The 25,761-nt window shown below is 61.9% G+C and carries 24 protein-coding genes; 7 read left to right on the top strand and 17 right to left on the bottom strand.

What is annotated here, in order from left to right:
* Nucleotides 1–15: 15 nt before the first annotated feature.
* From rpsP to ubiA, 9 genes are all read right to left on the bottom strand, one after another.
* Nucleotides 16–366: a 30S ribosomal protein S16 gene (rpsP, locus tag ACSYTG_RS04460; RefSeq protein WP_048852797.1), complete on the bottom strand. Its 351-nt coding sequence runs from the start codon at nucleotides 364–366 to the stop codon at nucleotides 16–18.
* A 58-nt stretch (nucleotides 367–424) separates the two neighbouring features.
* Nucleotides 425–1,825: a signal recognition particle protein gene (gene ffh, locus ACSYTG_RS04455; protein ID WP_086645482.1), complete on the bottom strand. Its 1,401-nt coding sequence runs from the start codon at nucleotides 1,823–1,825 to the stop codon at nucleotides 425–427.
* A 116-nt stretch (nucleotides 1,826–1,941) separates the two neighbouring features.
* Nucleotides 1,942–2,460 carry a Spy/CpxP family protein refolding chaperone gene (locus ACSYTG_RS04450; RefSeq protein ID WP_095349385.1) on the bottom strand — a complete coding sequence of 173 codons (519 nt, stop codon included), beginning with the start codon at nucleotides 2,458–2,460 and terminating at the stop codon, nucleotides 1,942–1,944.
* Between the two features lie 121 nt (nucleotides 2,461–2,581).
* The gene (locus ACSYTG_RS04445; RefSeq protein ID WP_489783010.1) at nucleotides 2,582–3,334 is read right to left on the bottom strand and encodes an ATP12 family protein; all 753 of its coding nucleotides are present in this window, start codon (nucleotides 3,332–3,334) and stop codon (nucleotides 2,582–2,584) included.
* A complete protein-coding gene (locus tag ACSYTG_RS04440) occupies nucleotides 3,331–5,481 on the bottom strand; it encodes an AsmA family protein (protein WP_489783111.1) in 2,151 nt (716 codons plus the stop codon). The genes ACSYTG_RS04445 and ACSYTG_RS04440 overlap by 4 nt, the downstream gene beginning before the upstream one ends.
* Nucleotides 5,482–5,516: 35 nt before the next feature.
* Nucleotides 5,517–6,500 carry an RluA family pseudouridine synthase gene (locus ACSYTG_RS04435; RefSeq protein WP_086645486.1) on the bottom strand — a complete coding sequence of 328 codons (984 nt, stop codon included), beginning with the start codon at nucleotides 6,498–6,500 and terminating at the stop codon, nucleotides 5,517–5,519.
* Between the two features lie 10 nt (nucleotides 6,501–6,510).
* Nucleotides 6,511–7,860: a replication-associated recombination protein A gene (locus tag ACSYTG_RS04430; protein WP_489783011.1), complete on the bottom strand. Its 1,350-nt coding sequence runs from the start codon at nucleotides 7,858–7,860 to the stop codon at nucleotides 6,511–6,513.
* 144 nt (nucleotides 7,861–8,004) lie between these two features.
* Nucleotides 8,005–8,670, bottom strand: coding sequence for a LolA family protein (locus ACSYTG_RS04425; RefSeq protein ID WP_489783012.1), 666 nt, complete (start codon nucleotides 8,668–8,670; stop codon nucleotides 8,005–8,007).
* Nucleotides 8,671–8,742: 72 nt separating this feature from the next.
* Nucleotides 8,743–9,660, bottom strand: a complete 918-nt coding sequence (ubiA, locus tag ACSYTG_RS04420; RefSeq protein WP_489783013.1) for a 4-hydroxybenzoate octaprenyltransferase — start codon at nucleotides 9,658–9,660, stop codon at nucleotides 8,743–8,745.
* 177 nt (nucleotides 9,661–9,837) lie between these two features.
* Between ubiA and ACSYTG_RS04415 the strand changes: the two genes are divergently transcribed.
* Nucleotides 9,838–10,602: a 16S rRNA (uracil(1498)-N(3))-methyltransferase gene (locus ACSYTG_RS04415; protein ID WP_489783014.1), complete on the top strand. Its 765-nt coding sequence runs from the start codon at nucleotides 9,838–9,840 to the stop codon at nucleotides 10,600–10,602.
* Between the two features lie 60 nt (nucleotides 10,603–10,662).
* A complete protein-coding gene (locus ACSYTG_RS04410; RefSeq protein WP_489783015.1) occupies nucleotides 10,663–12,093 on the top strand; it encodes a glutamate--cysteine ligase in 1,431 nt (476 codons plus the stop codon).
* Here ACSYTG_RS04410 and ACSYTG_RS04405 read toward each other — a convergent pair whose 3' ends face one another.
* From ACSYTG_RS04405 to ACSYTG_RS04380, 6 genes are all read right to left on the bottom strand, one after another.
* Nucleotides 12,094–13,185 carry a glycosyltransferase gene (locus ACSYTG_RS04405; protein ID WP_489783016.1) on the bottom strand — a complete coding sequence of 364 codons (1,092 nt, stop codon included), beginning with the start codon at nucleotides 13,183–13,185 and terminating at the stop codon, nucleotides 12,094–12,096.
* Nucleotides 13,186–13,222: 37 nt separating this feature from the next.
* Nucleotides 13,223–14,614, bottom strand: a complete 1,392-nt coding sequence (locus tag ACSYTG_RS04400; protein WP_086645491.1) for an MFS transporter — start codon at nucleotides 14,612–14,614, stop codon at nucleotides 13,223–13,225.
* Between the two features lie 109 nt (nucleotides 14,615–14,723).
* Nucleotides 14,724–16,139, bottom strand: a complete 1,416-nt coding sequence (gene der, locus ACSYTG_RS04395) for a ribosome biogenesis GTPase Der (protein ID WP_086645679.1) — start codon at nucleotides 16,137–16,139, stop codon at nucleotides 14,724–14,726.
* Nucleotides 16,140–16,152: 13 nt separating this feature from the next.
* A complete protein-coding gene (locus tag ACSYTG_RS04390) occupies nucleotides 16,153–17,547 on the bottom strand; it encodes an outer membrane protein assembly factor BamB family protein (protein ID WP_253528752.1) in 1,395 nt (464 codons plus the stop codon).
* 4 nt (nucleotides 17,548–17,551) lie between these two features.
* Nucleotides 17,552–18,247 carry a tetratricopeptide repeat protein gene (locus tag ACSYTG_RS04385; protein WP_489783017.1) on the bottom strand — a complete coding sequence of 232 codons (696 nt, stop codon included), beginning with the start codon at nucleotides 18,245–18,247 and terminating at the stop codon, nucleotides 17,552–17,554.
* Nucleotides 18,248–18,403: 156 nt separating this feature from the next.
* The gene (locus ACSYTG_RS04380) at nucleotides 18,404–18,793 is read right to left on the bottom strand and encodes a hypothetical protein (protein WP_086645494.1); all 390 of its coding nucleotides are present in this window, start codon (nucleotides 18,791–18,793) and stop codon (nucleotides 18,404–18,406) included.
* Nucleotides 18,794–18,958: 165 nt separating this feature from the next.
* Here ACSYTG_RS04380 and ACSYTG_RS04375 point away from each other — a divergent pair, with 165 nt between their 5' ends.
* From ACSYTG_RS04375 to hisI, 3 genes are all read left to right on the top strand, one after another.
* Complete coding sequence (locus tag ACSYTG_RS04375) at nucleotides 18,959–19,873, top strand: glycosyltransferase family 9 protein (protein WP_489783018.1); 915 nt, start codon at nucleotides 18,959–18,961, stop codon at nucleotides 19,871–19,873.
* An 84-nt stretch (nucleotides 19,874–19,957) separates the two neighbouring features.
* Nucleotides 19,958–20,839: a CAF17-like 4Fe-4S cluster assembly/insertion protein YgfZ gene (gene ygfZ / locus ACSYTG_RS04370; RefSeq protein ID WP_086645496.1), complete on the top strand. Its 882-nt coding sequence runs from the start codon at nucleotides 19,958–19,960 to the stop codon at nucleotides 20,837–20,839.
* Nucleotides 20,836–21,267, top strand: a complete 432-nt coding sequence (gene hisI / locus ACSYTG_RS04365) for a phosphoribosyl-AMP cyclohydrolase (protein ID WP_086645497.1) — start codon at nucleotides 20,836–20,838, stop codon at nucleotides 21,265–21,267. Before ygfZ ends, hisI begins: the two co-directional genes overlap by 4 nt.
* Nucleotides 21,268–21,277: 10 nt before the next feature.
* Here the strand turns inward: hisI and lpxB are convergent, their stop codons facing one another.
* Nucleotides 21,278–22,456 carry a lipid-A-disaccharide synthase gene (lpxB, locus tag ACSYTG_RS04360; RefSeq protein WP_489783019.1) on the bottom strand — a complete coding sequence of 393 codons (1,179 nt, stop codon included), beginning with the start codon at nucleotides 22,454–22,456 and terminating at the stop codon, nucleotides 21,278–21,280.
* Nucleotides 22,457–22,619: 163 nt separating this feature from the next.
* On the opposite strand from lpxB, the gene ACSYTG_RS04355 reads away from it, so the two are divergent.
* Nucleotides 22,620–24,077, top strand: coding sequence for a SulP family inorganic anion transporter (locus tag ACSYTG_RS04355; RefSeq protein ID WP_489783020.1), 1,458 nt, complete (start codon nucleotides 22,620–22,622; stop codon nucleotides 24,075–24,077).
* A 53-nt stretch (nucleotides 24,078–24,130) separates the two neighbouring features.
* Here ACSYTG_RS04355 and msrQ read toward each other — a convergent pair whose 3' ends face one another.
* Nucleotides 24,131–24,760, bottom strand: a complete 630-nt coding sequence (msrQ, locus tag ACSYTG_RS04350; protein ID WP_253528741.1) for a protein-methionine-sulfoxide reductase heme-binding subunit MsrQ — start codon at nucleotides 24,758–24,760, stop codon at nucleotides 24,131–24,133.
* Between the two features lie 119 nt (nucleotides 24,761–24,879).
* On the opposite strand from msrQ, the gene ACSYTG_RS04345 reads away from it, so the two are divergent.
* The gene (locus tag ACSYTG_RS04345; RefSeq protein ID WP_489783021.1) at nucleotides 24,880–25,755 is read left to right on the top strand and encodes an NAD(P)-dependent oxidoreductase; all 876 of its coding nucleotides are present in this window, start codon (nucleotides 24,880–24,882) and stop codon (nucleotides 25,753–25,755) included.
* Nucleotides 25,756–25,761 lie beyond the last annotated feature (6 nt).

The following is a 25,761-nucleotide window of genomic DNA, read 5'->3' as shown; positions in this document are numbered from 1 at the left end:
CTGGCTCGGCTTAGCTCAGGCTGCGGCTTCTGCTGCTTTGGCGGCAGCGGCTGCACGTTCCTGCGCCTTCTTCTTCGGAGCAGACTGCTTGGGCTGCTCGTTAAAGCTCGGCTTGGCGATCAGACCGGCGTTACCCAGGAAGCGGGCAACACGATCGGTCGGCTGCGCACCCTGGGAAAGCCAGTGCGTGATGCGTTCGTTTACCAGACGCACGCGTTCAGCGTGGTCGGAAGGCAGCATCGGGTTGTAGGCACCCACTTTTTCAATAAAGCGGCCATCACGCGGGCTGCGGCTGTCTGCCACAACGATGTGGTAGTAAGGACGCTTCTTGGCACCAGCGCGGGCAAGACGAATTTTAACACTCATTCGGAATACTCCAGACCGAAAAACAAAACCCGGAAAACTTAGGCAGAAACAGGCCGCATCAGCGGAAGGGAGAACCGCCAGGACCACCCGGCGGGCCTCCACCCATTCCCTTAGGCATGAGCGCAGACATTCCCTGGCGCATGAGACCTTTCACGCCCAGTTTGTTAAAACGCTTCATCATGGTGGACATCATGTCGAACTGCTTGAGCAGCTTGTTGACGTCCTGAACTGTTGTTCCAGACCCTGCGGCAATCCGTTTTTTGCGCGAGGCCTTGATAATCCCCGGCGCACGACGTTCGCCCCGGGTCATGGAACCGATAATGGCAAGGTGCTTTTTAAGGACGGACGTATCAAGGTCCTTGTCCCCCAGCGCTTCCTTGACCTTACCCATACCCGGCAACATTCCCAGAATACCGGAAATGGAACCAAGCTTGTTGATCTGGCGGATCTGGGATGCGTAGTCATCCAGATCAAACTTGCCAGCCATCATGCGCTGGGCCAGACGCTCACCTTCCTCGTGGTCCAGCGTATCCGCTGCTTTTTCCACAAGACCGGCAATATCACCCAGGCCCAGAATACGGCCTGCCACACGCTCGGGATGGAACTCATCCAGCGCGTCCAGCTTTTCGCCCGAACCTGTCAGCTTGATGGGCGCGCCGGTAATGGCCTTCATGGACAGGGCAGCACCACCGCGCGCATCACCATCCATACGGGTCATGACAACACCGGTCACACCCACGGCCTCGTTAAACGCCTTGGCGGTATTGACCGCGTCCTGCCCGGTCATGGCGTCCACAACCAGCAGCGTTTCCGCCGGGTGTGTTACGTCCCTGATCTGGCGGACTTCCTCCATCAGCGCTTCGTCAATGGACAGACGACCCGCCGTATCGAGGATAACGACGTCATACCCTTCCTTGCGCCCGACTTCGAGCGCACGCTGGGCAATCCCAACTGGCGTCTGCCCCGCAATAATGGGCAGGGACGTTACACCAGCCTGCTGGGCAAGCTGGGCCAACTGCAACTGGGCGGCCGGGCGTTGCGTATCGAGCGAGGCCAGCAGCACTTTTTTACGCTCACGCGTAGCAAGGCGCAGGGCCAGCTTGCCCGATGTGGTGGTTTTACCCGAACCCTGAAGCCCGACCATAAGCACCGGCACGGGTGGGGTGGCATTCAGGTTAAGGGGAGCAACACCTGCACCACCGAGCGCGTCGATCAGCGCATCGTTAACAATTTTTGCAACGGCCTGACCGGGAGAAATGCTTTCCAGCACCTCCTGCCCAACCGCACGTTCCTTAACCTTGTTAACAAAGTCCTTAACAACGGGCAGCGCGACGTCCGCATCCAGCATGGCCAGACGGACTTCGCGCATGGCCTCCATCACATCGGCTTCAGACAGCGCGCCACGTTTGGCGAGACCATCAAAAACCCCGGAAAGCTTGCCTGAAAGAGCTTCGAACAAGTGCAACACACCCCATAACGAGACGCGCCACTGCGCGAACACTCGCGGAGTGGCGGTCCTGATTTGTTGCAGGGCTTACGGTACGACCGGGCCCTGAGTCAAGGAACTTCTGGTTTTTACTTCTTCTGGTTATCGGAAGAAATCTGCTGGGCGGGATGCTGCAAGGCATTCAGCTGGCTCAGCAGGTCATGGATCTTGCGCTGCCGCTCACGCATCTGGGTCAGCTGCTCAGGCGTCAGCACGTCATGAATCCGGCTGGCGGTCTGGAGGTGCCGTGCCTCGCGTTCTGCACGCAGGGCTGCCATTTTCTGCTGTACCTGTGCAATCTGGTTCTGGTCCAGCGGGCCGGGCACGCTCAGCAGGTCCTGTATCTGCTCGTGCAGGTTTTCAAACTCTTCCTGCGTGTCCTGCGCCTGATCCTGATCATGCGCTTCCTTGAGGATGGTTGTGATCTGGTTGCGCTGCTTGCGGGTCAGGTCCAGCCCGTCCAGCGCATTACCGCCCGGACCGCCAAAGGTGGAGCCAACACCCATGCCACCACCCCAGCCACCCGGCCCCGCCGCATGCGCCGACAGACCAGAGAGAGAAAGCCCCGCGACCATTGCCGCAGCCAAGACACCGTTGCTGATCTTCATGACCTGAAATACTCCCCTGCAAAAACAGATTCCACTGTTTGACAGTGACCACAAAAACACCAAAACGCCCCGTGCGCAAACACCCCACACCCTGCCTTAGCGGAGCATGGGCGACCAGCGCTCAGGCCTGATGCATTAACGCTTCAAACCGGGAGGCTGTTTCCAGCTCCATCTGCATACGGGCAATGCGGTCCGTAACTTCTGTATCCTGCCCCCAGACCGCCATCTGCTGGCGCTCATCCACCGTAGCGCAGGCAACCAGTTCCTCCACCGGCGCGCCACCAAGCAAGGCCAGCCCCAGCACCAGACTCCCCAGTGCCGGAACGGCTACCCCCAGCACGGCAAGCTGCGCGTCTGTCATGCTCTCCATAACCGCACCAAGCGCCTGCAAGGCCTGATCGGACTGGCAGATAGGCATAACCCCGAGCGTGGTCCGGAAGGTTGCACCGTAGGTTTTATCCAGCCATGCCAGCCACGGGTCCCACAGGGTTGCCTGCTGTTGCGCCAGCTTGCCGCCCGCGCCGTCGCGGTAACAGATCAGGTCGCTGTTGGCATAAGCCAGAAGGCTTTGCACCACTCCGTCCCGCGCCTGCGGAATGCGTTCGAGCATGGAGCCTGCAATGCCGGTTAATGGCAGGTCATCGGGGGTAAAATACCCCTCTGCGGTTTGCCCGGCAGCCTGCCATTCGGCCACCAGTGCCTCGGCCAGCGCGCGGGATGGCACACACAGGACCGTTTTACCTGGCAGACGTACGCTGCGCCCATCCAGATGAACAGCAAATCCCCCATCATGCGGGACAAGCTGGACCTGCTTCCAGAACCGTTTGCGCCCTGCCGGGGTACGCCCGGGCAGACCCGTTGCGTTCGCGCTCACCGGAACAGCCCCAGACCATGCAGCATGTTCATGATCTTTTCCTCCTTGCTGGCTTTTTTTGTCGCCACGGTCGGGCTTGGGCCATCGGCTCCTTCACGCGCAGTCGCCAGAAGTGGCGCGCAGGAGGTAGCCTCCTCCCCTTCCCCACCAATGGTAATGCCAACGCGCCCATCCTGCGCGGCAGCCATGCTCACCTGCGGGTTATTCCATGGCCCCGTGACACGCAGGGAGGACGACGCCGAAGCCCCACCCAGCAGCACCTGCGGTGCCAGTTCCATGTTGAGCTCATGCGTATCCAGAGTAACCGTTCCCTGCCCGCGCAGGTGCAAAAAGGCGCTTTCCAGCCCGACCTGATCAATATGGGCCACGCCGTTGGCAAACTGTGTATGCACACCAAAGCAGCGCACAGGCATCTGCCCCTTGACCGGCACCTGCGGCCCCAGCAAACGGCGTATCAGCCCGCCGCCCACGCTCCCGTCCACCACGGACGCGCCCAGATGCCCTGCAAGGGAACTACTGCGCGCAGCCGCCGTATCACCCTGCGCAGAGAGCGCACCCACAAGCTGGACCGTGCCCTGCATGTCCGGCGCAACCTGCATCCATGCCTGTACAACCGCCAGAGGCAGGAACACCGAGCGGGCAGACGCCTCCACCTGCGGCTGCGGGCCAGACAGGTCATACACAAACCGGGCAACCTGCTGCTGGCCATTCCCCACGGCATGGATAGGGTCCAGCACCAGACGGGCGTTGGCAAGTGCCACATGCGTTTGCACCTGCGACCAGGCAACACCCTGCCAGCTTACGGCCTGCACCTGCATATCCCCCGCCAGCGCAAGGTTGTGCATGACATCCGCAACCGTATGATTTTTGTATAAAAATGCCGTTTTGTCGGTTTCAACATGCCCGGTAACTGTCAGCCCGGTAGCATCCGGCCATTGCGTGCCAAACGCCAGATGCTCCAGCGTACCCTGCACATCCAGCGCGGAATGGACAGCACTGAGCGCACCCTTGACCTGCACGGATGACTGCCCCTGCGTAACCGCCAAATCCACGGGTGCAGGGGTTTGCTCCTGCATCTGCACAAGTTGTGCCAGAGTGCCCGCGGACCCGTTAAGACCCACAGGCTGGCTACCCAGTTGCCCTTCCACATGCAGGCTGAGCGGGTCCGTTGGGGTAGGCGCATCCACCACAGCACGGACAAGTGCTGCCTGTGGCAGCCAGCGCCCCAGATCCACACGCCCCGTGCGGATATGCAGGCTCTGGACCTGCGGGGCATCCCCACTCCCCGCCACGCTCAGATCCACCGAGAGGTTTTGCCCATCAGGCAGATTGGCATGGGGGAAAAAGGTATTCAGGTCCTGTAACTGCCCGACAGAACCGCCCATGTGCAGGTTATACACACGCTCGGCCTGCGGTGCGTTGATCACGCCATCCACATGCGCAAGGCCTATGGAATGCCCGCCATTGTTCAAACTCAGGCGGAGTTGCAGGGGCAGTTGCGCACCAAGGGGCCAGAACGGGCCTGTCTGCCCGGTCAGGCTGAAGCTGGCGGAGCCCTTCTGGCCCTGTATGTCCAGATCAGGGGCCGTGCCATCCAGCCCACGCAACGTGGCCTTGCGCAGGCCAAACGTGCCCGAATAATGGGTAAGGGCGTCATCCCACACCACATCTGCCTGCACGATATTCAGGTCCGATGCGCTGACATTCCAGTGCATCCGCACCGCAGGTGCAGGGCCCGCGGCCTGCTCCGTGGCGGCTGGTGGGGTCAGCAGCCAGTCCGCCCGTCCATCGCTCAGGCGGCGCAGGGTGATTTTGGGGGAAATAATGCTCACATCCCGGAACGCAATGCGGTGGGAAAACAGCGGCATGATGGAGAGCCGTGCCCGCACCTGCTTGACCGCCAGCACGTCCGGGCCACCATCCTCCACGCCGGAAAGGCGCACATTCTGCGCCTCCACCCAAGGGAAGGGCAGCACCCACACATGCAGCGTGCCAATGCTCAGGTGCCGCCCCGTGCCCTGTTCCACCGCATCACTCAGTCGGGTTTTCAGCCATGTGGCATCCTGCGTTGCGGAAAAAATTGTCCCGCCACCCGCGACCACAGCCACAACACCCGCAAGCAGGCCAATTTTCCACTTAAACCGCATTGTCACGTTTTCTCCCGCGCGAGGTCGGTTGCCGCTCAGCCGCCCTTGCGCGCAGGGGGCGGCGTTGTTCCGGGTGTAAAGCCAAGAGCACGGAAGGTCTCACGCATATGCGCGGGGAGTTCAGCGCTTACAACAAGGCGGCCACCTGCGGGGTGGGGCATGTCCAGCTCCCGCGCATGCAGGTGCAACTGGTCCGTAAAGCCGGAGGGGTGCGCTGTGGCCCCACCATATTTGGGGTCACCCAGAATGGGGGTGCCAAGGGATTCGCAATGCACGCGCAACTGGTGCGTGCGCCCCGTAAGGGGGGAAAGCCCAAGCCATGAGAACTTGCGGGCTGCCGAATCCAGCACTTCGTACACAGTCCGGGCGGACTGGGCATCCTCATCCTTACGGTCGGCGGCAACGGTAATGGCCCCCGGCCCGGCACCCAGGCGGGCAAGCGGCTGGTCGATCTCGCCCGAGAGCGGGTCTGGCCTGCCCACAACAACAGCCCAGTACGTCTTTTTAACGTCCCGCCCACGGAAGGAGGCCGCAAGTTTGGCAGCCACGCCGGGGGTTCTGGCCAGCAGCAGCAGGCCCGATGTATCGCGGTCAATCCGGTGGACCAGCCTTGGGCGCGGGTCATCGGGGTTTTCGCGCAGGCCATCGAGCATCATATCCACATGGCGGGTAATGCCCGGACCACCCTGCACGGCCAGGCCGGAGGGTTTGTTCAGCACGATCAGGTGCTTGTCCTGATAAACGACCATACGCTGGATTTCGCGCACCAGCTTGTCGTCCAGCGGGCGCGGCACATCACGCGCGGGCTTGGCAGCCATGGGAATGGGCGGCACGCGCACGCTCTGCCCCGGCTCGAGCCGGGTGGAGGCCTCCACCCTTTTGCCCTCAACGCGAATCTGGCCTGTGCGGCACAGTTTTTGCAGCGCGCCCTGGGTCAGATGCGGGTAATGGCGACGGAAATAACGGTCGAGGCGGATACCGGCCTCGTCCTCGCTCACGGTAAGATTGACAACACTCATGCGCTGATATTCACGACTGGCGCCGTTCCCGCAAGCGGGACCATGTTTCCAGCCTGTGTTTGACCTCCCGTTCGTAGCCTCTACCCGTTGGATTATAAAAGGTCTGGCGGCGCATACCATCGGGGAAATAATTCTGCCCCGAAAAACCTTCCTCCGCATCGTGGTCGTATTCATACCCCTTGCCGTAGCCAATATCCTGCATCAGCCGCGTGGGCGCGTTCAGGATATGCGCGGGCGGGATAAGGCTGCCAGTGGCCTTGGCGGCGCGACGTGCAGCCCCATACGCCTTGTAGGCCGCGTTGGATTTGGGGGCTGTTGCCAGATGCACCACAAGCTGGGCCAGAGCCAGCTCACCCTCGGGCGAGCCAAGCCGCTCATATGTCTCCCACGCAGCCACGGCCAGAGGCAGGGCGTTGGGGTCGGCCATGCCCACATCCTCGGTGGCAAAGCGGGTCAGGCGGCGGGCCAGATAACGCGGGTCCTCGCCCCCTTCGAGCATACGCGCAAACCAGTACAGCGCGGCGTCGGGGTCCGAGCCGCGGAGTGATTTGTGCAGGGCGGAAATAAGGTTGTAATGCTCCTCCCGGTCCCGGTCATACAGAATGGCTCTTTTGGCCAGCAACCGGGCCAGAGCCTGCGCATCCAGCTGTTTTGTGTTTTTCAGGCTCAGAACCTGCTCAACCATATTCAGCAGGTAGCGCCCATCTCCATCGGCCATGGCGCGCAGGGTGGCGCGCCCGTCCTCCGTAAGCGGCAGGGGGTGGCCTGTCTCCTCCTCCGCGCGGACCAGCAGGGCTTCCAGTGCCGGGTCATCCAGCCGGTTAAGCACCATAACCTGACAGCGCGAGAGCAGGGCCGAGTTCAGGGCGAAGGAAGGGTTCTCGGTCGTGGCCCCTACCAGCACCACGGTTCCGTCCTCCACCACGGGCAGAAAGCCGTCCTGCTGCGCGCGGTTGAAGCGGTGGATCTCGTCCACAAACAAAAGTGTGCCCACGCCCCCAGCCGCCAGCTTGCGCGCGGCGTCGAACGCTTTTTTCAGGTCCGCCACCCCGGAAAACACGGCCGAAATCTGCATGAACCGCAACCCCGCAGCCTGTGCCAGTAGGCGGGCTATGGTGGTTTTGCCCACCCCCGGGCCACCCCACAGGATCAGGCTGGGCAGGGTGCCGCGCTCAAGCATGAGCGTAAGCGTGCCCTCCGGCCCCAGCAAGTGCCCCTGCCCCACCACATCGGCCAGACAGGCCGGGCGCAGGCGGTCCGCCAGCGGTTGGGTTGGAGCGGGCCTGCCCCCCGTGCGCGCCGGAGCGGCATCGGCACCCGACATGGGGGAGGCCCCGCCAAACAGGTCTTCCCCCGTCATGGTGCTGCGTGCCGTGTGGTCATGGCGTTCATACCTTCAGTCTCAAAATCTGTCCTGTTCGCCGTATATATCGCCATGCGCGGCCTGTTTTTCCAGTAGCTGCGCAAACCGGGCCGTGCTGGGCCGGCCCCGTCGGGGACGATATTATTCTTCCGGCTGGGCGGGCAGGTCGAACGTACTGGCCGGAATATCCGCCCCCGGATGCACGTCAAACAGGGTCACGCGGGTCTCATGCCCCTGTGCATCCAGCACACTCCATGAGCGCAGGGCCAGCGGGGTTTCATAAAACACCAGTGTCAGGCTGCCATCTCCGGGCGATGCCGTGCGCACCAGCTTGACCGCAACCAGCCCGGCTTCGTGGCGGAAGGCGGTCAATGTAACCCCGTCAGACAGGCTGACATGCTGGGCCAGCAGAAGCCCAAGCGGGGTCCGGTCCATGGGTATGACCGTTGTCTGGTCCAGCTGGCTGTCGCGGAACACGACCTTGCCCTGATTGGCAACCAGCAGCAAAGGGGATGGCGGGTCGTAGGCCAGACGCATCTGGCCGGGGCGCTTCATCCACACCGTGCCGGTTGTGCGTTTGCCCTCCGCATCTATCTGCTGGATGCGGGCCTTGAAGGTGAGCGCATGGTTAAGCTCCTGCTCAATCCGGGCAACCCATACCTTGTCCGCAGCACTCAGGCGTGCGGGCTGCACGGTGCTGGCGGCTGCGGTATCAGCACTACCTTCGGCATCCTGCGCATGGGCAGCCCCCGCCAGCAAGAACAGACCGGCACATAATGGCGCAACAGCACGAAAAACTCTTATCATGAACAGGGCATCTCACTTTGACTGCCAGCTATTACAGCCAGCCATTACCGCCAGCAAAAAACGCAGATACTCTCAAACCACCAGCAACCCGAGCGCCAGAGCCAGCACAATGGTCAGCCCAATTTTGCGGTTGGCATAAAACTGCGCAAGGCACAAAGCCGGCCGGGCCGGGTTAACCGCCACAGCCTGCCGCCAGAACAGCACACCGGGCAACAGCAGCGCGGGCCAGAACAGCCAGCCAGCACCGGCCAGCAGGCCAGCCCCCGCCAGCAGCACAAGGGTCAGCCCATAGCACACGCCAATAAACGCCCGTGCCCGTCCGGCCATAAGGCGCGAGGTGGATTTAACGCCAATCCGCGCATCATCCTCCATGTCCTGAAAGCCATAGATCGTATCAAACCCAAGCTGCCAGACAATCGTGGCAGCATAAAGGGCGGCCTGTGCCCATGCCAGCTGCCCCGCAGCAGCCGCATACCCCATGGGTGCGCCAAAACCGAACGTAAACCCCATGACAAGCTGCGGCCACCATGTGAACCGCTTGGCCAGAGGGTAAAGCCCCACCAGCACAAGGGAGGACACCCCCAGTATCCATGAAAGGGGATTAAGCTGCACCAGCACCCCAAGCCCCATAACCAGCAACAATGCCAGAAAGGCCGTGGCCTGCCGCATGCCCAGCGCGCCGGACGCCAGTGGCCGCCCCGCCGTACGCGCAACCTGGCGGTCAATATCGCGGTCCCACATGTCGTTTACAACACAGCCCGCCGCACGCATGACCAGACTGCCAATGCCAAACAGCACAATCAGCCTGACCCGTTCCATGGGAGCCACGCCCTGGGGGAGCAGAATGCCCCATACACCGGGCAGCCACAAAAGCCATGTTCCCACCGGCCGGTCCAGCCGGGCCAGCAGGGCATAAGCCTGCAGGGAGGGAGGGAGGCGGGCAATCCATCCCGTAACCCGGATGTCGGTATGGCTGGTGGAAGCAGACACGATTCTGATAAGGCCTCTGGTCAGGAACAACGGGCACCGTTTTGCACCCTTCCCTATGCCACAAACTGGTGCGGACCATAACCTCCCCCCACCACCTCCTTTGCAAAACAGGGTATTTCGTGCGTAAACCGGGCCTGTTCCTCCCTCACCCGAGCAGATGCAGGATAAATGACCGGCATGAATGGCCTCTCCCGCCTCCCCCGCCTGTATATGGACCCCGCCCTTGTGCCCACGGCGCAGGAGGGCGCTCCCTGCCCGATTGCCCCCGAGCAGGCGCGCTACCTTGGCACTGTCCTGCGCAAAAAGGCTGGGGAGCAGGTGCGTGTGTTCCATGCAGGCATGGGGGAATGGCTGGCCAGCATAGCCGAAATCCGCAAGGACCGGGGCAGCCTGACCCTTGAGCGCCAGCTACGCGCCCCACAGCCCTGCCCGCCCCTGCGGCTGGCCTTTGCCCTGCTCAAGCGCGATGCCACCGATCTGGTCCTGCGCATGGGCACCGAACTGGGCGTGACGGAATTTCTGCCACTTGTCACCGAACGCACCAACACCCACCGCATCAACCCCGAGCGCCTGCACGCCATAGCCGTGGAAGCTGCCGAACAATGCGAAAGGCTGGACATACCGGCCATAGCGCAGGTGCAGACCCTGCCCGCCTTGCTGGGGAGCTGGCCGCAGCAGGCAAGCCTGTTTGCCGCAATAGAACGGCTGGACGAACGCGAGAGCACACCCCACCCCACCCCGCGACTGGTGCAGGAGGGAGATGGACTCCTGATCGGGCCGGAAGGCGGATTGAGCGATGGTGAGTGCCAGACCCTGCTCAAGCGCCCTTTTGTTGCCCCAATTTCCCTTGGTTCACTGGTGCTGCGGGCCGATACTGCGGTGGTGGCGGGGCTTGCGCTGCTGGGCAATGGCTTGCGCTCTGCCCCTGTTTCATCACAATAAGGCAATTGCTCCTGTCTTGCCGTGCGACCGCAAGGCTGTTTTTGGGATACAGAAAACCTCATGTCCAACCCCGGTGCTTCCGACACAACGCCCATCCATTCCATTGCGCAGTTGGCCGAACTGCTTGCGCAGGGCTGCAAACCGCGTGATGCGTGGCGCATAGGCACCGAGCATGAAAAATTCGGCTTTGTGCGCCCGGAAGCCACCGTGGGCGCAGACGCACCCCAGGCTGGCAACACAGCCTACGCAACACCCCCCTATGCCCCACAGGGCATAGAAACCCTGCTGCGTAACCTCCACAAATCCGAACCCGATGACTGGACCTCCGTGCTGGATGACGGGCGTATTATCGGGCTCAAAGGTCAGGGGGAGGCTGCGGGGGCTGCCATATCGCTCGAACCGGCCGGGCAGTTCGAACTTTCCGGTGCGCCCTTGCGCACCCTGCATGACACGGCAGAAGAACTGAGCAACCATTTTGATGCCGTGCGCCCACTGGCACGCAAGCTGGGGCTGGGTTTTGCGCCGCTGGGCTTCCACCCCACGGCAACCCGTGCTGACCAGCCATGGATGCCCAAAACACGCTACGGCATTATGCGCGACTACATGCCCAAGGTTGGCACCATGGGGCTGGACATGATGCAGCGCACCTGCACCGTGCAGGTTAATCTGGATTTTGGCTCCGAGCAGGACATGGTGCGCAAAATGCAGGTTTCCATGGCGCTGCAACCCGTAGCCACGGCCCTGTTCGCCAACTCTCCTTTTGTGGAGGGCAAGCCCAACAACTTCCTTTCCAACCGTGCACGGGTCTGGACCGATACGGACAATGCCCGCTCGGGCATGCCTGCCTGCGTGTTTGAAAAAGACTTTGGCTTTGAACGCTATGTGGACTGGGCGCTGGACGTGCCCATGTACTTCATCATGCGTGAGGGCCGGATGCACAACGTGGCTGGCCGCTCCTTCCGCGCATGGCTGAATGATGAGCGGCAGGATGGGCTGGAAGGCTTTACTCCCACGCTGGGTGATTTTGAAGACCACCTGACAACCGCCTTCCCCGATGTGCGGCTCAAGCAGTTTCTGGAAATGCGCGGGGCCGATGCGGGCTCGCCCGAAATGATGATGGCCCTGCCCGCCCTGTGGACCGGCCTGCTGTATGATGACTCCGCACTCGAAGCCGCATGGGAACTGGTGCGCGCCCGCCCGTGGGAAGACTACGTGAAGCTACGCGAACTGGTACCCATGATGGGGCTGGACACCCCTTGGGGTGAAGGCACCGTGCGCGACCTTGCCGCCCATATGCTCTCCATTTCCATGGATGGCCTGCAAAACCGGGATATGGTGGACGAACAGAGCCAGACGAGCGAATGGGTCTATCTGGCCCCGCTCACAGCCCTTGCCGCAGGTGCCCCCACACAGGCCGAACACTGGCTGGAACGCTATTACGGCCCGTGGATGGGCGATGCCTCGCGCATTTTCCTTGAAAGCGAAGTCTGATTACAAAACAGACAAAAGGCGTTGTTCCAGCCGGGCAGACTGGACCGACGCCCTAAGCTGCTCCCGCGCCACCATGCGCGCCGCCTGCCCCATGCCAATGCGGACACCCGCCTGAAGAACATGGGCCAGTGCCTGCGCCAGTGCCTGCGCATCCCCCGCTGGCACTACCAGCCCCCCTCCATCAAGCAGGGTTATCTCCAGCCCGGCCTCGCGGGAGGCCACAACCGGCACGCCATACATCATGGCTTCGGCCGCCACGCTGGGCAGGCCCTCCCGGTCTCCCCCAGTGGCCCGCACACTGGGCACGACCAGTGCTACCGCGTGTTCAAGCTGCTGGCGGAGCTGCCCGGCACTTAACCAGCCAGCAAAACAGACATGCTCAAGCCCTGCGGCATACTGCTCCATGGCCGCGCGCATTGGCCCGTCGCCCGCCAGCACCACAGGGGGCGTTACCCCCTGCCCAGCCAGAATACGCAGGGCATCCAGCAGAACAGGCAGTCCTTTTTTTTCCACAAACCGTCCGGCAAAAACCAAACGGTCAAACGGTCCCCGAGCGGGCGCCACATCCTCGGTGCCAATGTTCAGCACCTCAAGCTTGTGGGCGGGCACACCGCGCTCCAATAGCCTGTCCCGCACCCCGTCGGACACGCACACAAACATGGCGCTGTAATCCAGCAGACTTTGCCACCGGCGCTGAAAAACAGGGGGCGGAAAGCGGTTTGCGTAATGCTTGTCCTTAAAGGCATCGCCTCCGTGGAATGTTACGACCAGTGGTAAGCCCAGTTGCCGGGCAATGGGCAGAGCCAACGCGCCCCCCCGCCCAAACTGGGCATGGACCACCACAGGGGCCAGATCAGCCACGGCACGGCCTGCCCCCCACCCCAGTTGTTTAAACGCCAGCCGCCGCAGCCCCCCTAACACACGACCTTCGCCAAGAATGCGCAAGGTGGTGGCCATATCCGCCGGAGGGTTATCTCGGTGGCAACCAACCCAGTAAGGCCGCAACTGGCTGAAGGCCATGTACTGCCTGCGCATGAAGGCATGCTCGGATGCGGGCAGAAGCCGGTCCCTGTACACAAGGCATGTTTTCATGCTGCCATCCCCTTAGCTGTTGCCACGCAATAGGGCATTATGCAGAGCGCCCGCCCAGCAGGCGGCTGGCACTCAGCAGTGCAGCAAACAAAGCCACACACCCCGCGGCCAGCAGGCATTCACGGTTGGCAGCATCTGCCCAGAGGGTAAAAAAGGCAGCAACCCCCATGGCCCCAACGGTCTGTCCGGCCTGACGGGCCACCTGCACCATGCCGCTGGCACCCCCGGCCCTGTGCAGGGGGGCAGCAACCATCATCGCCCGGTTGTTGGGGGGCTGAAAACACCCAAACCCCCACCCGGCAAGGGCCGTGCGCCAGGCGATGTCCCACAATGCAGGGTGGGCAGGCAGTTGCCAGAGCAGGAAAAACCCCGAAGCCGTAAGCCCCAGCCCGATGGAAGACAGAACCCCGGCCGAAATACGGTCCGCCACCCGGCGAATAACCGGGGCCGAGAGCATGATACCAATAGGCCACGGAGTAATGAGCAGCCCGGTCTGGGCAGAGCTAAGGCCCAGCGCGTCATGCAGGGTAAAGGGCATGGAAACGATATAAAAATTGGACGCGATAAAACCGCAGAACCCGGTGGTAAACGCCACGGCAAAATCGGGGCGGCGCAAAAGGTCAACCGGCAGGATCGGCTGTGCCAGCCCGACCTCACGCCGCACCAGCCACACGCCAGCCATAAGCCCACATAACAGCAGCAGCAAAGAGCCAACCCAGCCCTGCGCATGAGCTAGACCATCGCCCCCCATAATGCAGGCCCCAAAGGCCACAACGCACAGCAGGCTGCCGGTCATGTCGGGCATATGGGGCGCGCGTGGCGTGTTGGGCAGGGCGTAAAACGCCATACCCAGAGCCGCAGCCCCCAAAGGCAGGTTGATCCAGAACAGCCACGGCCAGGATGCAAAGGTAAGAATACCCGCAGCAGCCGTAGGCCCCAACGCCACCCCAAGAGCCACCACCAGCCCGTTAAGAGCCATGCCGCGCCCGATTTCTGCCGAAGGGTAAATAAAGCGCACCAGAGCGATGTTCACGCTCATGATGCAAGCCCCCCCTATGCCCTGCAACACCCGCGCACCGGCCAGTACCGGCAGGCTGGTTGCCATGGCGCATAGGAGTGAAGCCACCATAAAGAGCAGAATGCCCGCCCGGCACAGCCGCGCAAACCCCACCCGGCTACCAAGGGCAGCCAGCGGCAGCAGGGAAACCAGACTGGCCATCTGGTAGGCATTGACGATCCAGATGGAGGAGGAAGAAGACGCCCTGAGGTCTCGCGCAATGTCTGGCAGGGCCACATTGGCAATGGCGTAGTCGAGCAGCGCCAGAAAAACCGAAAGAGAAACCGCCAGCATGGCCCAGTTTCTGGCCGAGCCATGCAAACCATCGGAGGGAGGTGGCTGGCGGGGCGGGGTCTGCTGGGGGGGCGTCATGCTGGTTCTGGCTCCTTACTGGGGGCAGCACACTGCCTGTGGCAGAGCTGTCAGCCCATGACAAAGCCGCAGCGGATACCCCTTTTGCGCGCAACCTGACCCGTTGGGGTCAGGTATTTGCGTACGGGTTTTTGGTACCACGCGTTTGCAGCCGAATGGGTACACCCGGCAGATCAAACGCTTCACGCAGGCCATTGACCAGATACCGCTTGTAATCATCGGGCATCTGCTCGGCTCGGGTGCCAAAAACAACAAAGGTTGGCGGGCGGGATTTAACCTGCGTCATGTAACGCAGTTTAAGCCGCCTGCCATCCACCAGCGGGGGCTGGTGGCGTTCAAGCATTTCCTCAAACCAGCGGTTGAGCGCACCTGTGGGAACGCGGGCGTTCCATACGGTCCAAGCCTCACGCACGGCGGGGAGCAGCTTGTGCACTGCCGAGCCGGTCAGGGCAGAAAAGGTTACAACCGGCACGCCACGCATCTGGGCCAGAGAAATGCTCAGCCGGTCCAGAATGGCCTTGCGCGTGGCCGTACGGTCTTCCACCGCGTCCCACTTGTTCAGTGCGAGCACACAGGCCCGTCCTTCCCGCTCGATCAGACGGGCAATCTGGAGGTCCTGCTCATGCACACCAAGGGTCGCATCCAGCACCAGCACGGCCACTTCCGCCATTTTCAGGGCTTCAATGGAGGCCGAGACAGACATTTTTTCCAAGGCTTCATCAATACGGGCCTTTTTACGCAGGCCTGCTGTATCAACAATCTCGAACGTGTCATCCCCGTCATGCAGGGTTACGGCAATGGAATCACGCGTAAGGCCCGGTTCGGGGCCGGTGATCATGCGCTCTTCACCCAGCAGGGTGTTCAGCAGCGTGGACTTGCCCGCATTAGGCCGCCCGACAATGGCAACCTTGAGCGGCCCCTTGGGGCGAATCTCCTCTTCATCCTCTTCCGACAGGTCGGGTTCGGGGGCCCATTCGTCCTCTTCATCCTCCACCTTGTCAGCAGGCAGGCGCTCGGCAATTTCCCACATCAGGTCGGTCACGCCTTCGCCGTGCTCGGCGGACAGGCCCAGCGGGTCGCCCAGCCCCAGTGCGTAAGCTTCCAGCGCAGCGGCTGTGCCCTGCCGCCCTTCCGCCTTGTTGGCGATCAGCAGCACGGGCCGGTTCTGGCGGCGGATCCACTGGGCAAAATGCTCGTCAGCGGGAGTAATGCCTGCGCGTGCATCTATGCAGAACAGAATAAGGTCCGCTTCCTGCACCGCACTTTCGGACGAGGCGCGCATGCGGCCAAACAGTGTATCTGGTGCGGCTTCTTCCAGCCCGGCGGTATCAATCAGGCGTATGTGGCGACCGCGGACAAGGGCAACCCCTTCCTTGCGGTCACGGGTTACACCGGGGGTATCGGCCACCAGTGCCTGCCTGCGCCCCACAAGGCGGTTGAACAGGGTGGATTTGCCCACATTGGGGCGTCCGGCAATAACAACAACCGGCAGGTCCCCCGTCGGTATCGGCGGGAGGGGGCGCATGGACTTGCGACGTTCAACCATAGGAGATCAGGTTTCCGTCATTAGTTACGATAAGCATTTGATTGTCCACAACAATAGGAGGCACGAAGGAGATGGCCTCCATGGCATCGATAGAGATAATTGCGCCGGTTACCGGGTTAATACGGATCATGCCGTTTTCTGGCAGGGTGCTCAGGCACACAAGCTGGCCACCCGCCATAATGGGGCCAAACCATGTGACAATGTCCTTGCTTTCCTTGATCTTGCGGAAGCGGCGGAGCTGGGTGATCCAGCGCACATGGCCCGAAAGGCGGTCAATACAGGCGATCTGCTGGTCGAGGGAGACAACATACAGCCATTCCCCCACGCACAGAATACTGTTCTGGCTGGCGACGGAACGCTCCCACACACGGCGGCCCGTGCGGATATCCACCGCAGCCAGCACCTGCGCCATGCTGATCGCATACACAACGCTGCCCACAATAACCGGCAGGCCACGCACGCAGTTCAGGTTGAGTGTGCTGGCCTGTGAGCCAACATTGCCGAGCATTTCGCTCCACACGACCTCACCACTTTCGGCGCGGAAGGCAATCAGGTCGCCTCCGCCAAAGCCTGCCACCACAACGCCATTGGCGTAGGCGGGAGCGGCTTGGCCAAACACCGTGGTTTCGGCAGCCGTGGCAGCATATGTCCAGACCTGATGGCCGGTTGCGGCATCGAGCGCAAAAAAGCGCTCATCAATCGTGCCAAAATAAACCCGACCTTCGGCAATGGTCGGGGCAGAACGACCGGGTGTTCCAACATCGGTCCGCCACTTGACCTTGCCTGTTGCGGCATAAACGGCAACAGCCTGCGAAATGCCATCCACAATATACAGCACGTCCCCATCAACCCCGATGCCACCACCGGTGTTGCTCGAACGCGACTGCTTGGGGCGTGGGTTAAAGGTCCACACATGCCGCATGGCAGGCCATGTAAAGGCACGGATAACGCCCTGCGCATCCATAATAAACAAACGGCCGTTATGGATCACCGGCGGGCAGGACAGCATACCCCGCCCCAGCGAGCCAAGGGCTGCCCATGCCATAAAGTCCGGCTCGGAAATACCCGCACCAACGCTATGCTTCCAGCGACGCTTAAGCCCGCCCCACGCATAGTTGCTGCCCGTATGCTCTGGCACGCGGCCACTGATCGGCCACTCGGAAACCGTAACAGGTGCGGGCAGCGTAATGGCTGTGCGGTCTTCCTTATCCACCATCAGCCCAGCACCTGATGACAGGACATCCGTACGGTGCCCGGCCAGCAGGGGTTTTTTATCGTCGTCATCACCACAAGCGGCCAGTGTGGGGGCAAGGGCTGCCCCGGCCAGCAGGCTCCTGCGGGTAAGGCCGGAGCGGGCTGCGCCGCCCGTATATATTTTGCTGCTCATGGTTTTATCCTGCTGACGGATCAAGGGCCTGCATCATATCCTGTGCGCGGTTGCGTACACCTGCCGGTGTTTCGCCCGAATCCACAAGGGCAGACAGTTTTTTGCGGGCATCATCCCTATGCCCTTCGCGCACATCCAGAACAGCCAGCGCCTCCACGGCAAGGCCGTTCCAGGCCTTGCCCGGCCCGGTCAGCAGGGAAAGGCGCGAGCGCAGGGTCGGAATATCCCCCGTATCAAGCTGATGCTGGCACCATAGCAGGGTTGCAATGCTGCGCAGGGCCGGGTCGGCGGCGGGGTTATCCTGCACGGCATTCCATGCGGCCAGTGCGGCGGGGGCATCACCCCGGGCGGCCTGCACGGCGGCTTCCTGCATCCGGGCCAGTGTGGCCACACCCTGATCACCCGATGTTGCCAGCTTTTGCAGGGCCTCCAGACCACTCTGCGCCTTGCCGACAAGGGTTATGGGGCTGCTGCCCACCTGATCGGGCAGGTGATCGGTCTGGCGCAAGGCGGCCAGATACGTGCCTGTCGCTGCCTGATCCAGAGCCTTGTGCTGAGCAAGCTTCCACGACCACAGGCCCGCGCCAGCCACAACGACCACCACAGCGGCAACAGCCACACCGGCATAACGCCGGGCAACCGCACGCATGCGTTCAGCCTTCAGCTCTTCGTCAACTTCCCGGTAAATATCCTCTGCCACGATCCGGCCCGTTCCTGTTCCTGCCAATACATGCCTGTCCGTATTATGGCATATCTGCCCCAGCCGGACGCATCATACAAGGCGCAGCGTGTTTGTTGTGCGCCTGTTATACTGCCTTACGGCCCAACAGGCTGCACGGCAAAAGCCCAAAAGCGCTTAGTGCGCTGCTTTCTGTAGCTTGGTGCCACCCGCCTTGAGCGCGGTTGTCAGCTGGGTAAAATTAGCCCCGATGCGCTGCTGCACAGCGGTACTGCCATCATGAATATAGGCAATTTTATCCCGTGCGTCGTTGCTGATTGCGGTTTCTTCCTTCACCGCAGTCTTGGAGACACAGGCGTTATAGGTGCGGGCGGCTTTTTCGTAAGCGCTGACCTTGTCCACGCTGGCATTATATTTTTCCACACTGGAAACATCGACCGCAGGGGCCTGCGGTTCCGCACCACAGGTGGTGGGCACCCACGCCCGCTCGGCCGCATGGGCGGGAACACATGCAACCATAGCCACCAGCCCCCCGACGGAAGCCAGCAAAAAACCTTTCTGCAACATTGCCAAAATACCCTTATTGCCCAGACAGTGGACCTACGCGGGCGACCTGCTCCACTGGAGCGGGCCAGCCTGCGCTGTAACGCTCCATCTTCTGGCATATGCCGCGCAAATGTCCATATCTGCTCTGCTTGGAAAAGAGACAAAGAGACAGTATAGCCTGATTGCATGCGCATTCTTTTTATTACGGCCACCCGTCTGGGGGATGCGGTGCTTTCCACCGGTATTCTCAACACATTAATACAGCAATGGCCCAATGCGCGCATAACCGTTGCCTGCGGGCCTGTTGCCGCCGGGCTGTTCAGCCACATGCCCGGACTCGAGCTGGTTCTGGTCATGCACAAACGCCGCTACGACCTGCACTGGCTGGATTTGTGGAAAACCTGCGCCCCCACCCGCTGGGACATGACCGTGGACCTGCGCGGCTCAATCATCAGTTTTGCCCTGCGCTCGGGGCGGCGGTTTGTCATGCGTGGGGGGCGCAGGCCCGGCAGGCGGGTGGGGCATCTGGGGGCCCTGCTCGGCCTTTCCCCCGCCCCGCACCCTACGGTGTGGCTCAACAATGCGGACCAGCAGGCTGCCGCACAGGTTATACCGCCACACACGCCTGATGCACCGGTTATTGCCCTTGGCCCCACGGCCAACTGGCACGGCAAAATCTGGCCCACAGAACACTACCTGCCCCTGTGGCAGCAGCTTGCCGCCAGTTACCCCCAGGCCCGCCCTGCCATTTTTTATGGCCCCGGCCCGCAGGAGGCGGAACTGGCCCGCCCCGTGCTGCACGCCCTGCCCCATGCTATAGATGCCGGAGGACGGTTTGCCCTGACCGAAACCGCCGCCATGCTGGCCCGTTGTGCTTTGTATATTGGTAACGATTCCGGGTTAATGCATCTGGCCGCTGCGGCAGGCACGCCCACACTGGGGCTGTTCGGCCCGTCCCGCGCATCGGAATATGCCCCCACCGGAGCCATGACGCACTGGGTAGAGGCACCGGGGCCAGAAGGACTGGCCCCCATTGCGGGGTTAAGTGTGGAGCGCGTCGCCCATGCGGCTCTGGCACTTTTGCGGCAAAGCCGGACGTGAACAGCCTGCCTATGGCCCCATTGCCCCACCCGGTCTAGAGTTTGCACCAACGGCCTGCATCCTTGCATAAAAGGACACCACACCATGCCATTACCCGCCCCATCCCATATTACCCGGCTTGAGGGCCGGACTGTTCTCAAGCTTTCCGGCGCGGACCGTGTGCGGTTTCTGCAAGGGCTGGTCACGGCAGATATTGAAGCCTTGCAACCGGCTCAGGCCGCATGGGCCGCATGCCTGACCCCACAGGGCCGCTGGCAGGCAGATTTTTTTGCCATACCCGACCCGGATGATACCTGCCTGCTACTGGACTGCGCCACCGAGCAGGCCGAAGCCCTGCGCACACAGCTCATGCGCTTTCGGCTCCGCTCGGATGTGCAGATGGAACTGACGGCACTCCCCGTTTATGCCGCATGGGGTAACAGGCCCGAGGCCACCTTGCTGGAAAACGCAATAAGCGTTGCAGACCCCAGACTGCCCGCCGCAGGCTGGCGGCTGATAGACCCACCTGCCACCACGGAGCAGACCGCCACCCAACTGGACTATGACCTGCACCGCCTGGCCCTTGGCCTGCCGGATGGCGTGCAGGACTGCGAACAGGGCCGCACACTGGCAGCCGAGGCCAACATGGACCTGCTTGGCGGCATTGCCTGGAAAAAGGGGTGCTACATGGGGCAGGAAGTCACAGCCCGCATGCACTACCGCACGCTGCTCAAACGCCGCCTTGTACCCATTGCCGCCACCGCCCCCCTGCCCGCGCCGGGCACCGCCATCCTGCATAACGGGCAGGAGGTTGGCACCCTGCGCTCCTCGCGCGATCATATCGGGCTAGCACTGCTCAAGGTGGACATGGCCGACAAACCCCTGACCTGCCTTGACCATAACGTGGTTGCCCGCCCCCCCGCGTGGCTGCTACCAGCCCTTGGCACACCACCAGAACCCTCCGCCACCACACCGGACAAACCATGACCTACACCGCACCCGATGCCGCAGTGCTTGATGCCATGCTCAGCACAGTCAAATACGATGCTTCCGGCCTGATTGCCGCCATTGCCCAGCAGCATGACACGGGCGAAGTGCTGATGATTGCATGGATGAATGCCGAAGCCCTGCGTGAAACACTGCTGAGCGGGCGCGTCTGCTACTACTCGCGCAGCCGCAAAAAACTGTGGCGTAAAGGCGAGACATCCGGCCAGGTCCAGCACCTGCACGAAGCACGGCTGGACTGTGATGCAGACGCCGTTCTGCTGCTAGTCAACCAGATTGGCGTTGCCTGCCACACCGGGCGCAGAAGCTGCTTTTACCGCGCATTCTCCCCCACCGGGCTGCTTGAACTGACCAAGCCTGAAATTGACCCCGCCGAGCTTTATAAAACCCACGGCCACACTCACGCCTGAAGGGTAGCCCTTACGGCTGCCCCCGTGCGGCCAGCAGGTCCAGCACCGCAGATGCCGCGGCGTCTGCCGGCAGACTCCCCCCCGGCCCTTCCAACCCGTGCAGGACCGTGGCAAAGGCCGCCTTCTGGGCCTGAGCCACGGTGGGGTTTTCAAACAGTGTCTGCACCTCGCGCGCCAGCACGTCTGGCGCGCAGTTTTCCTGCAACAGTTCGGGCACAATGGCCCGGCCTGCAAGCAGGTTGACCATAGCCACATAGGGCACCCGGATAAGCCTGCGCGCCATAAACGCCGTAAGGGGGTTAACCCGGTATGTTACCGCCATGGGCACACCGGCCAATGCCAGTTCCAGCGTGGAGGTGCCTGATTTGGTCAAAGCCGCCCCGGCTGCGGCAAATGCGTCATGCTTGTCGTCCACATCTGTCACCACAATCGGGCGAACGGGCCAGTTATGCACGGCCTGCTCAACAGTAGCCGCCACCACGGGGGATACCGGCACAACCGGCACCACATCGGGCATGCTGGTACGGAGCAGGGCCAGCATCTGCCCGAATACGGGCAGCAGCCTTGGCACTTCCGAGCGGCGGCTGCCGGGCATCAGCACCAGCACCCGTGCGTTATCCGCCAGTCCGTGCCGTGCCCTGAACCGGGCGGCATCGCCCTCCTGCGCACCGGATTGCAGGACGGGGTGCCCCACAAAGCGGGTTTTCAGGCCGTGCCTGCCAAAAAATTCTTCCTCAAACGGGAGCAGGCATAGCAGTTCGTCCCAAAGACCGGGGAACTTGCGCACCCTTTTCTGCCGCCATGCCCATACCTGCGGGGCCACGTAATGCACGCGCAACATACCCATACCCGCAATCCGCCGGAGCAGGCGCAGGGCAAAGCCGGGGCTGTCTATGGTAATCACCAGATCGGGTTTCTGGGCCGCAATATCCGCCACAGCCTGATTAAGCCTACGCGAAAGCTGGCGCACGCGGGGCAGGATTTCCACCAGCCCCATAACCGCCAGATCCCGCATTGGAAAAAGGCTGGCAAGCCCTTCCTGCACCATGCGCGTACCCCCTACTCCGGCAAAGCGGATATGCGGGTTACGCGCGCGGAGTGCGTGCATCAGCCGGGCACCCAGCACATCCCCGCTCGCCTCTCCGGCAAGGATCCATACAAGGGGGGATGGAGGGGGCAGTTCAAACATCTTCACGCACCAAAAACACAACGCAGGCACACCACCATTCCGGCCAAACAGGGAATGTGCAAGCCATGATCCGCAAAGAAAAACCTTTCCGCACATAAAAAGTCCGGTTTATGGCTGGGAGCACCAAACCATCCACCCTAGTTTACAGGATATTTTCTGCCTCGTGAGTGTTCAGCAGTATGTGCGTGAATGGACGGAACAACCCGTCCGTAACGTTCTGGCCGGCATGGTCGGCACCTTTGCCCTTATCCCCGAAGTTATCGCTTTTTCCTACGTGGCGGGGGTTGCGCCGGAAGTGGGGCTTTTTGCCTCGTTCGTTATCAGCATTGCCATTGCCATAACGGGCGGCAGGCCGGGCATGATCTCGGGGGCCGCTGGATCGGTCGCGCTGGTTGCGGCGGATCTGGTGCACGGGCATGGGTTGCAGTACCTGCTGCTGGCAACCCTACTGGCCGGAGGCATGCAGGTGCTGTTCGGGCTGTTGCGGCTGCAAAGCATGATGCGCTTTGTCTCGCGCGAGGTGGCGACGGGTTTTGTCAACGCGCTGGCCATTCTTATTTTTTCTGCCCAGATCCCGCAGATGCTGCATGTAACGTGGCACACCTACGCCCTGATCGCCCTTGGGCTGGCCATTGTTTACCTGCTGCCACGGCTGAGCACGGCTGTTCCCTCCCCCCTTATCTGCATTCTGGTGCTGACCGGGATCAGCCTTGCCGTTCCCATGCCCATTCATGTTGTAGCCGACCTTGGGGCGCTGCCCACGGGGCTGCCACACCTGACATGGCCGCAGGTACCCCTGACCTGGAGCACATTCCAGATTGTACTGCCCTATGCCTTTGCCATGGCCATGGTCGGGCTTTTGGAATCGCTCATGACCGCAACGGTGGTGGATGAGTTGACCGACACCCATTCCAGCAAGCGCATGGAGTGCACGGGGCTGGGTATTTCCAATATTTTTGTGGGCCTGTTTGGCGGCATGGCCGGTTGCGGCATGATCGGCCAGACCGTGGGCAACCTGCGCTACGGTGGCCGGGGCCGCCTGTCCACCTTTACGGCGGGGGCTTTTCTGCTGCTGTTGCTTGTCGCCATGCACCGCTTTGTTGCTCAGGTGCCGGTGGCAGCCCTTGTGGCTATCATGATCATGGTATCCATCAGCACATTTTCGTGGTCATCCCTGCGCGAGCTGGTGGCCCACCCCAAGCTGTCCTCCACCGTTATGCTGGCAACCGTTGTGGTGGTTGTGCTGACACATGATCTGGCCGCTGGTGTTGGCTGCGGCGTGTTGCTGAACGGTCTGTTCTTCTCGTTTCAGGTCATGAAGCTGGTGCAGGTCAGAGCGGAGGATACGCCCGATGGCACAACCCGCACCTACCATGTGCGCGGCCAGCTCTTTTTTGCCTCAACCAGCGTGCTGACCGATGCCGTGGATTTTCAGGGCCCCGCAAAAAACGTGGTGATTGATCTGGCCGACGCCCAGCTATGGGACATCAGTGCGGCAGACACGCTGGAAAAAACCGCCACCCGGCTGGAAGGGCGCGGCAAAACCGTTACCATTCTCCATGCCGATGCACGCGCGGCAAAACTGCTGGCAACACTGGGGCACCCCAACCTGCTGGCCTGAGCGCACAAAAGCCAGCGCCACACAGCCCGGCACGGCCCAAAGCCGCCCCGCCCCTAAACCGGGGTCGGGCGGCTTTTTTGTGCTTTGGGGAGCAGGCGCGTTGCCAGCACGGCTGCTGCTATGGCTGCGTAGATAAATGGCTCAACGTGCCAGACCTTAAAGGCAATGCTGTAGTGCACGCAGGCCAGCACCATAGCCACGTAAACCGTTTTGTGCAGCGGTGCCCACCGCTTGCCCAGCCGCATAATGGACTTGCGCGTGGAGGTAGCCGCCAGCACGCACAGGATAACAAAAGCCAGCAGACCAAAGCTGAGGAACGGACGGGTGGTAAAATCCGTCCAGATCAGGGCCGGGTTCAGCCCGCGCGCCCATGTCAGGTAGAGTGTGACGTGCAGGGCCGCATAGGTAAAGGCCAGCAACCCCAGCGGTCTGCGGTAGAGGATGAGGTTAATTCTGGTAAAGCGCCGCAAGGGTGTCACCATGAGCGAAACCAGCAGGAAGCGGAACGCATAACGCCCAAAGTCATGCAGGCATTCGCGGTAAGGCCTTGGCCCCAGCCAGCCCAGCCACCCTTCCACCAGATCAAACACGGCGGGGAGCAGGAACAGGCCGTAAAGCAGAACCTGCCGTGCCAGTGGCGACAGGTTTTTGCGCCGCGCGCGACCGGCAACAGGTGGAGCCATGATCAGCCTTTATTCTTCCGGGGTGCCTGACAGCGCATTCAGGCCATGCGCCTTAACCTTGAAAGGAGTTTGTGCGTTATGTCCATAATACGCAAGAACATGCAGGAGTCTCTGATACCATGAGCACAGCAAAGACAATCGGTTTTATCGGGTTTGGCGCAATGGCCAGCCGCATGGCCGCAAACCTGAAAAAAGCAGGGTTTGCAGCCGTGGCTTACACGCCCTCCGGCAAGGGGGGAGACGAAAACACCGCCTTCCTGCCCAGCCCGGCAGATGTTGCCAAAACGGCTGATATTGTTCTTGTGTGCGTCCCGGATGATGAGGCCCTGAGCGCCAGCATGTACGGCCCACAGGGCGGACTGGCCGGCATGCCAGAGGGCGGACTGTTACTGAACACAAGCTCCGTCTCCCCCGAAGCCGCACAGGCCTTGCTGGATGCGGGCCAGAAGCTGAAAGTCAGCGTTGTGGACTGTCCGGTTTCTGGCAGCACGCCCGAGGCGGACAGCGCAAATCTGGTGGTACTTGCTGGCGGCAGTGAGGATGACATGGCCCGCGCCAAACCGGTGTTTGACGCCATTGGCCGCCTGACCATTCATGCAGGCCCGGCAGGCAGTGGCGCACGGCTCAAGCTGGTTATTAACGGGATTATGGGGGCCGGGCTGGCCGCCGTGGCCGAAGGCATTGCCTATGGTCTGGCCGCAGGGCTCGACCGCACCATGCTGTTTGATGCGCTGGATAACATGGCCGTGATCTCCCCCCACCACAAACGCAAGATCAAAATGGCCAAGGAAGGGGATTTTTCGCCCCAGTTCCCCACCCGGCTCATGCAGAAGGACATGCGCCTGCTGCTTGATGCCTGTGCCCGTCTGGCCGTGCCGGTACCCACCATGGCCGCAGTCACGCAGGAACTCTCCCTGACCCGCCGCGCCGCAGCAGATGCAGACTATTCCGCCCTGATCGGGGTACTGGAAAACATTGTAGCCAACGACCCGTAAGGGTTT

Source organism: Acetobacter sp. ESL1128 (assembly GCF_058505085.1).
This window is presented reverse-complemented; position numbering and strand designations above follow the sequence as displayed.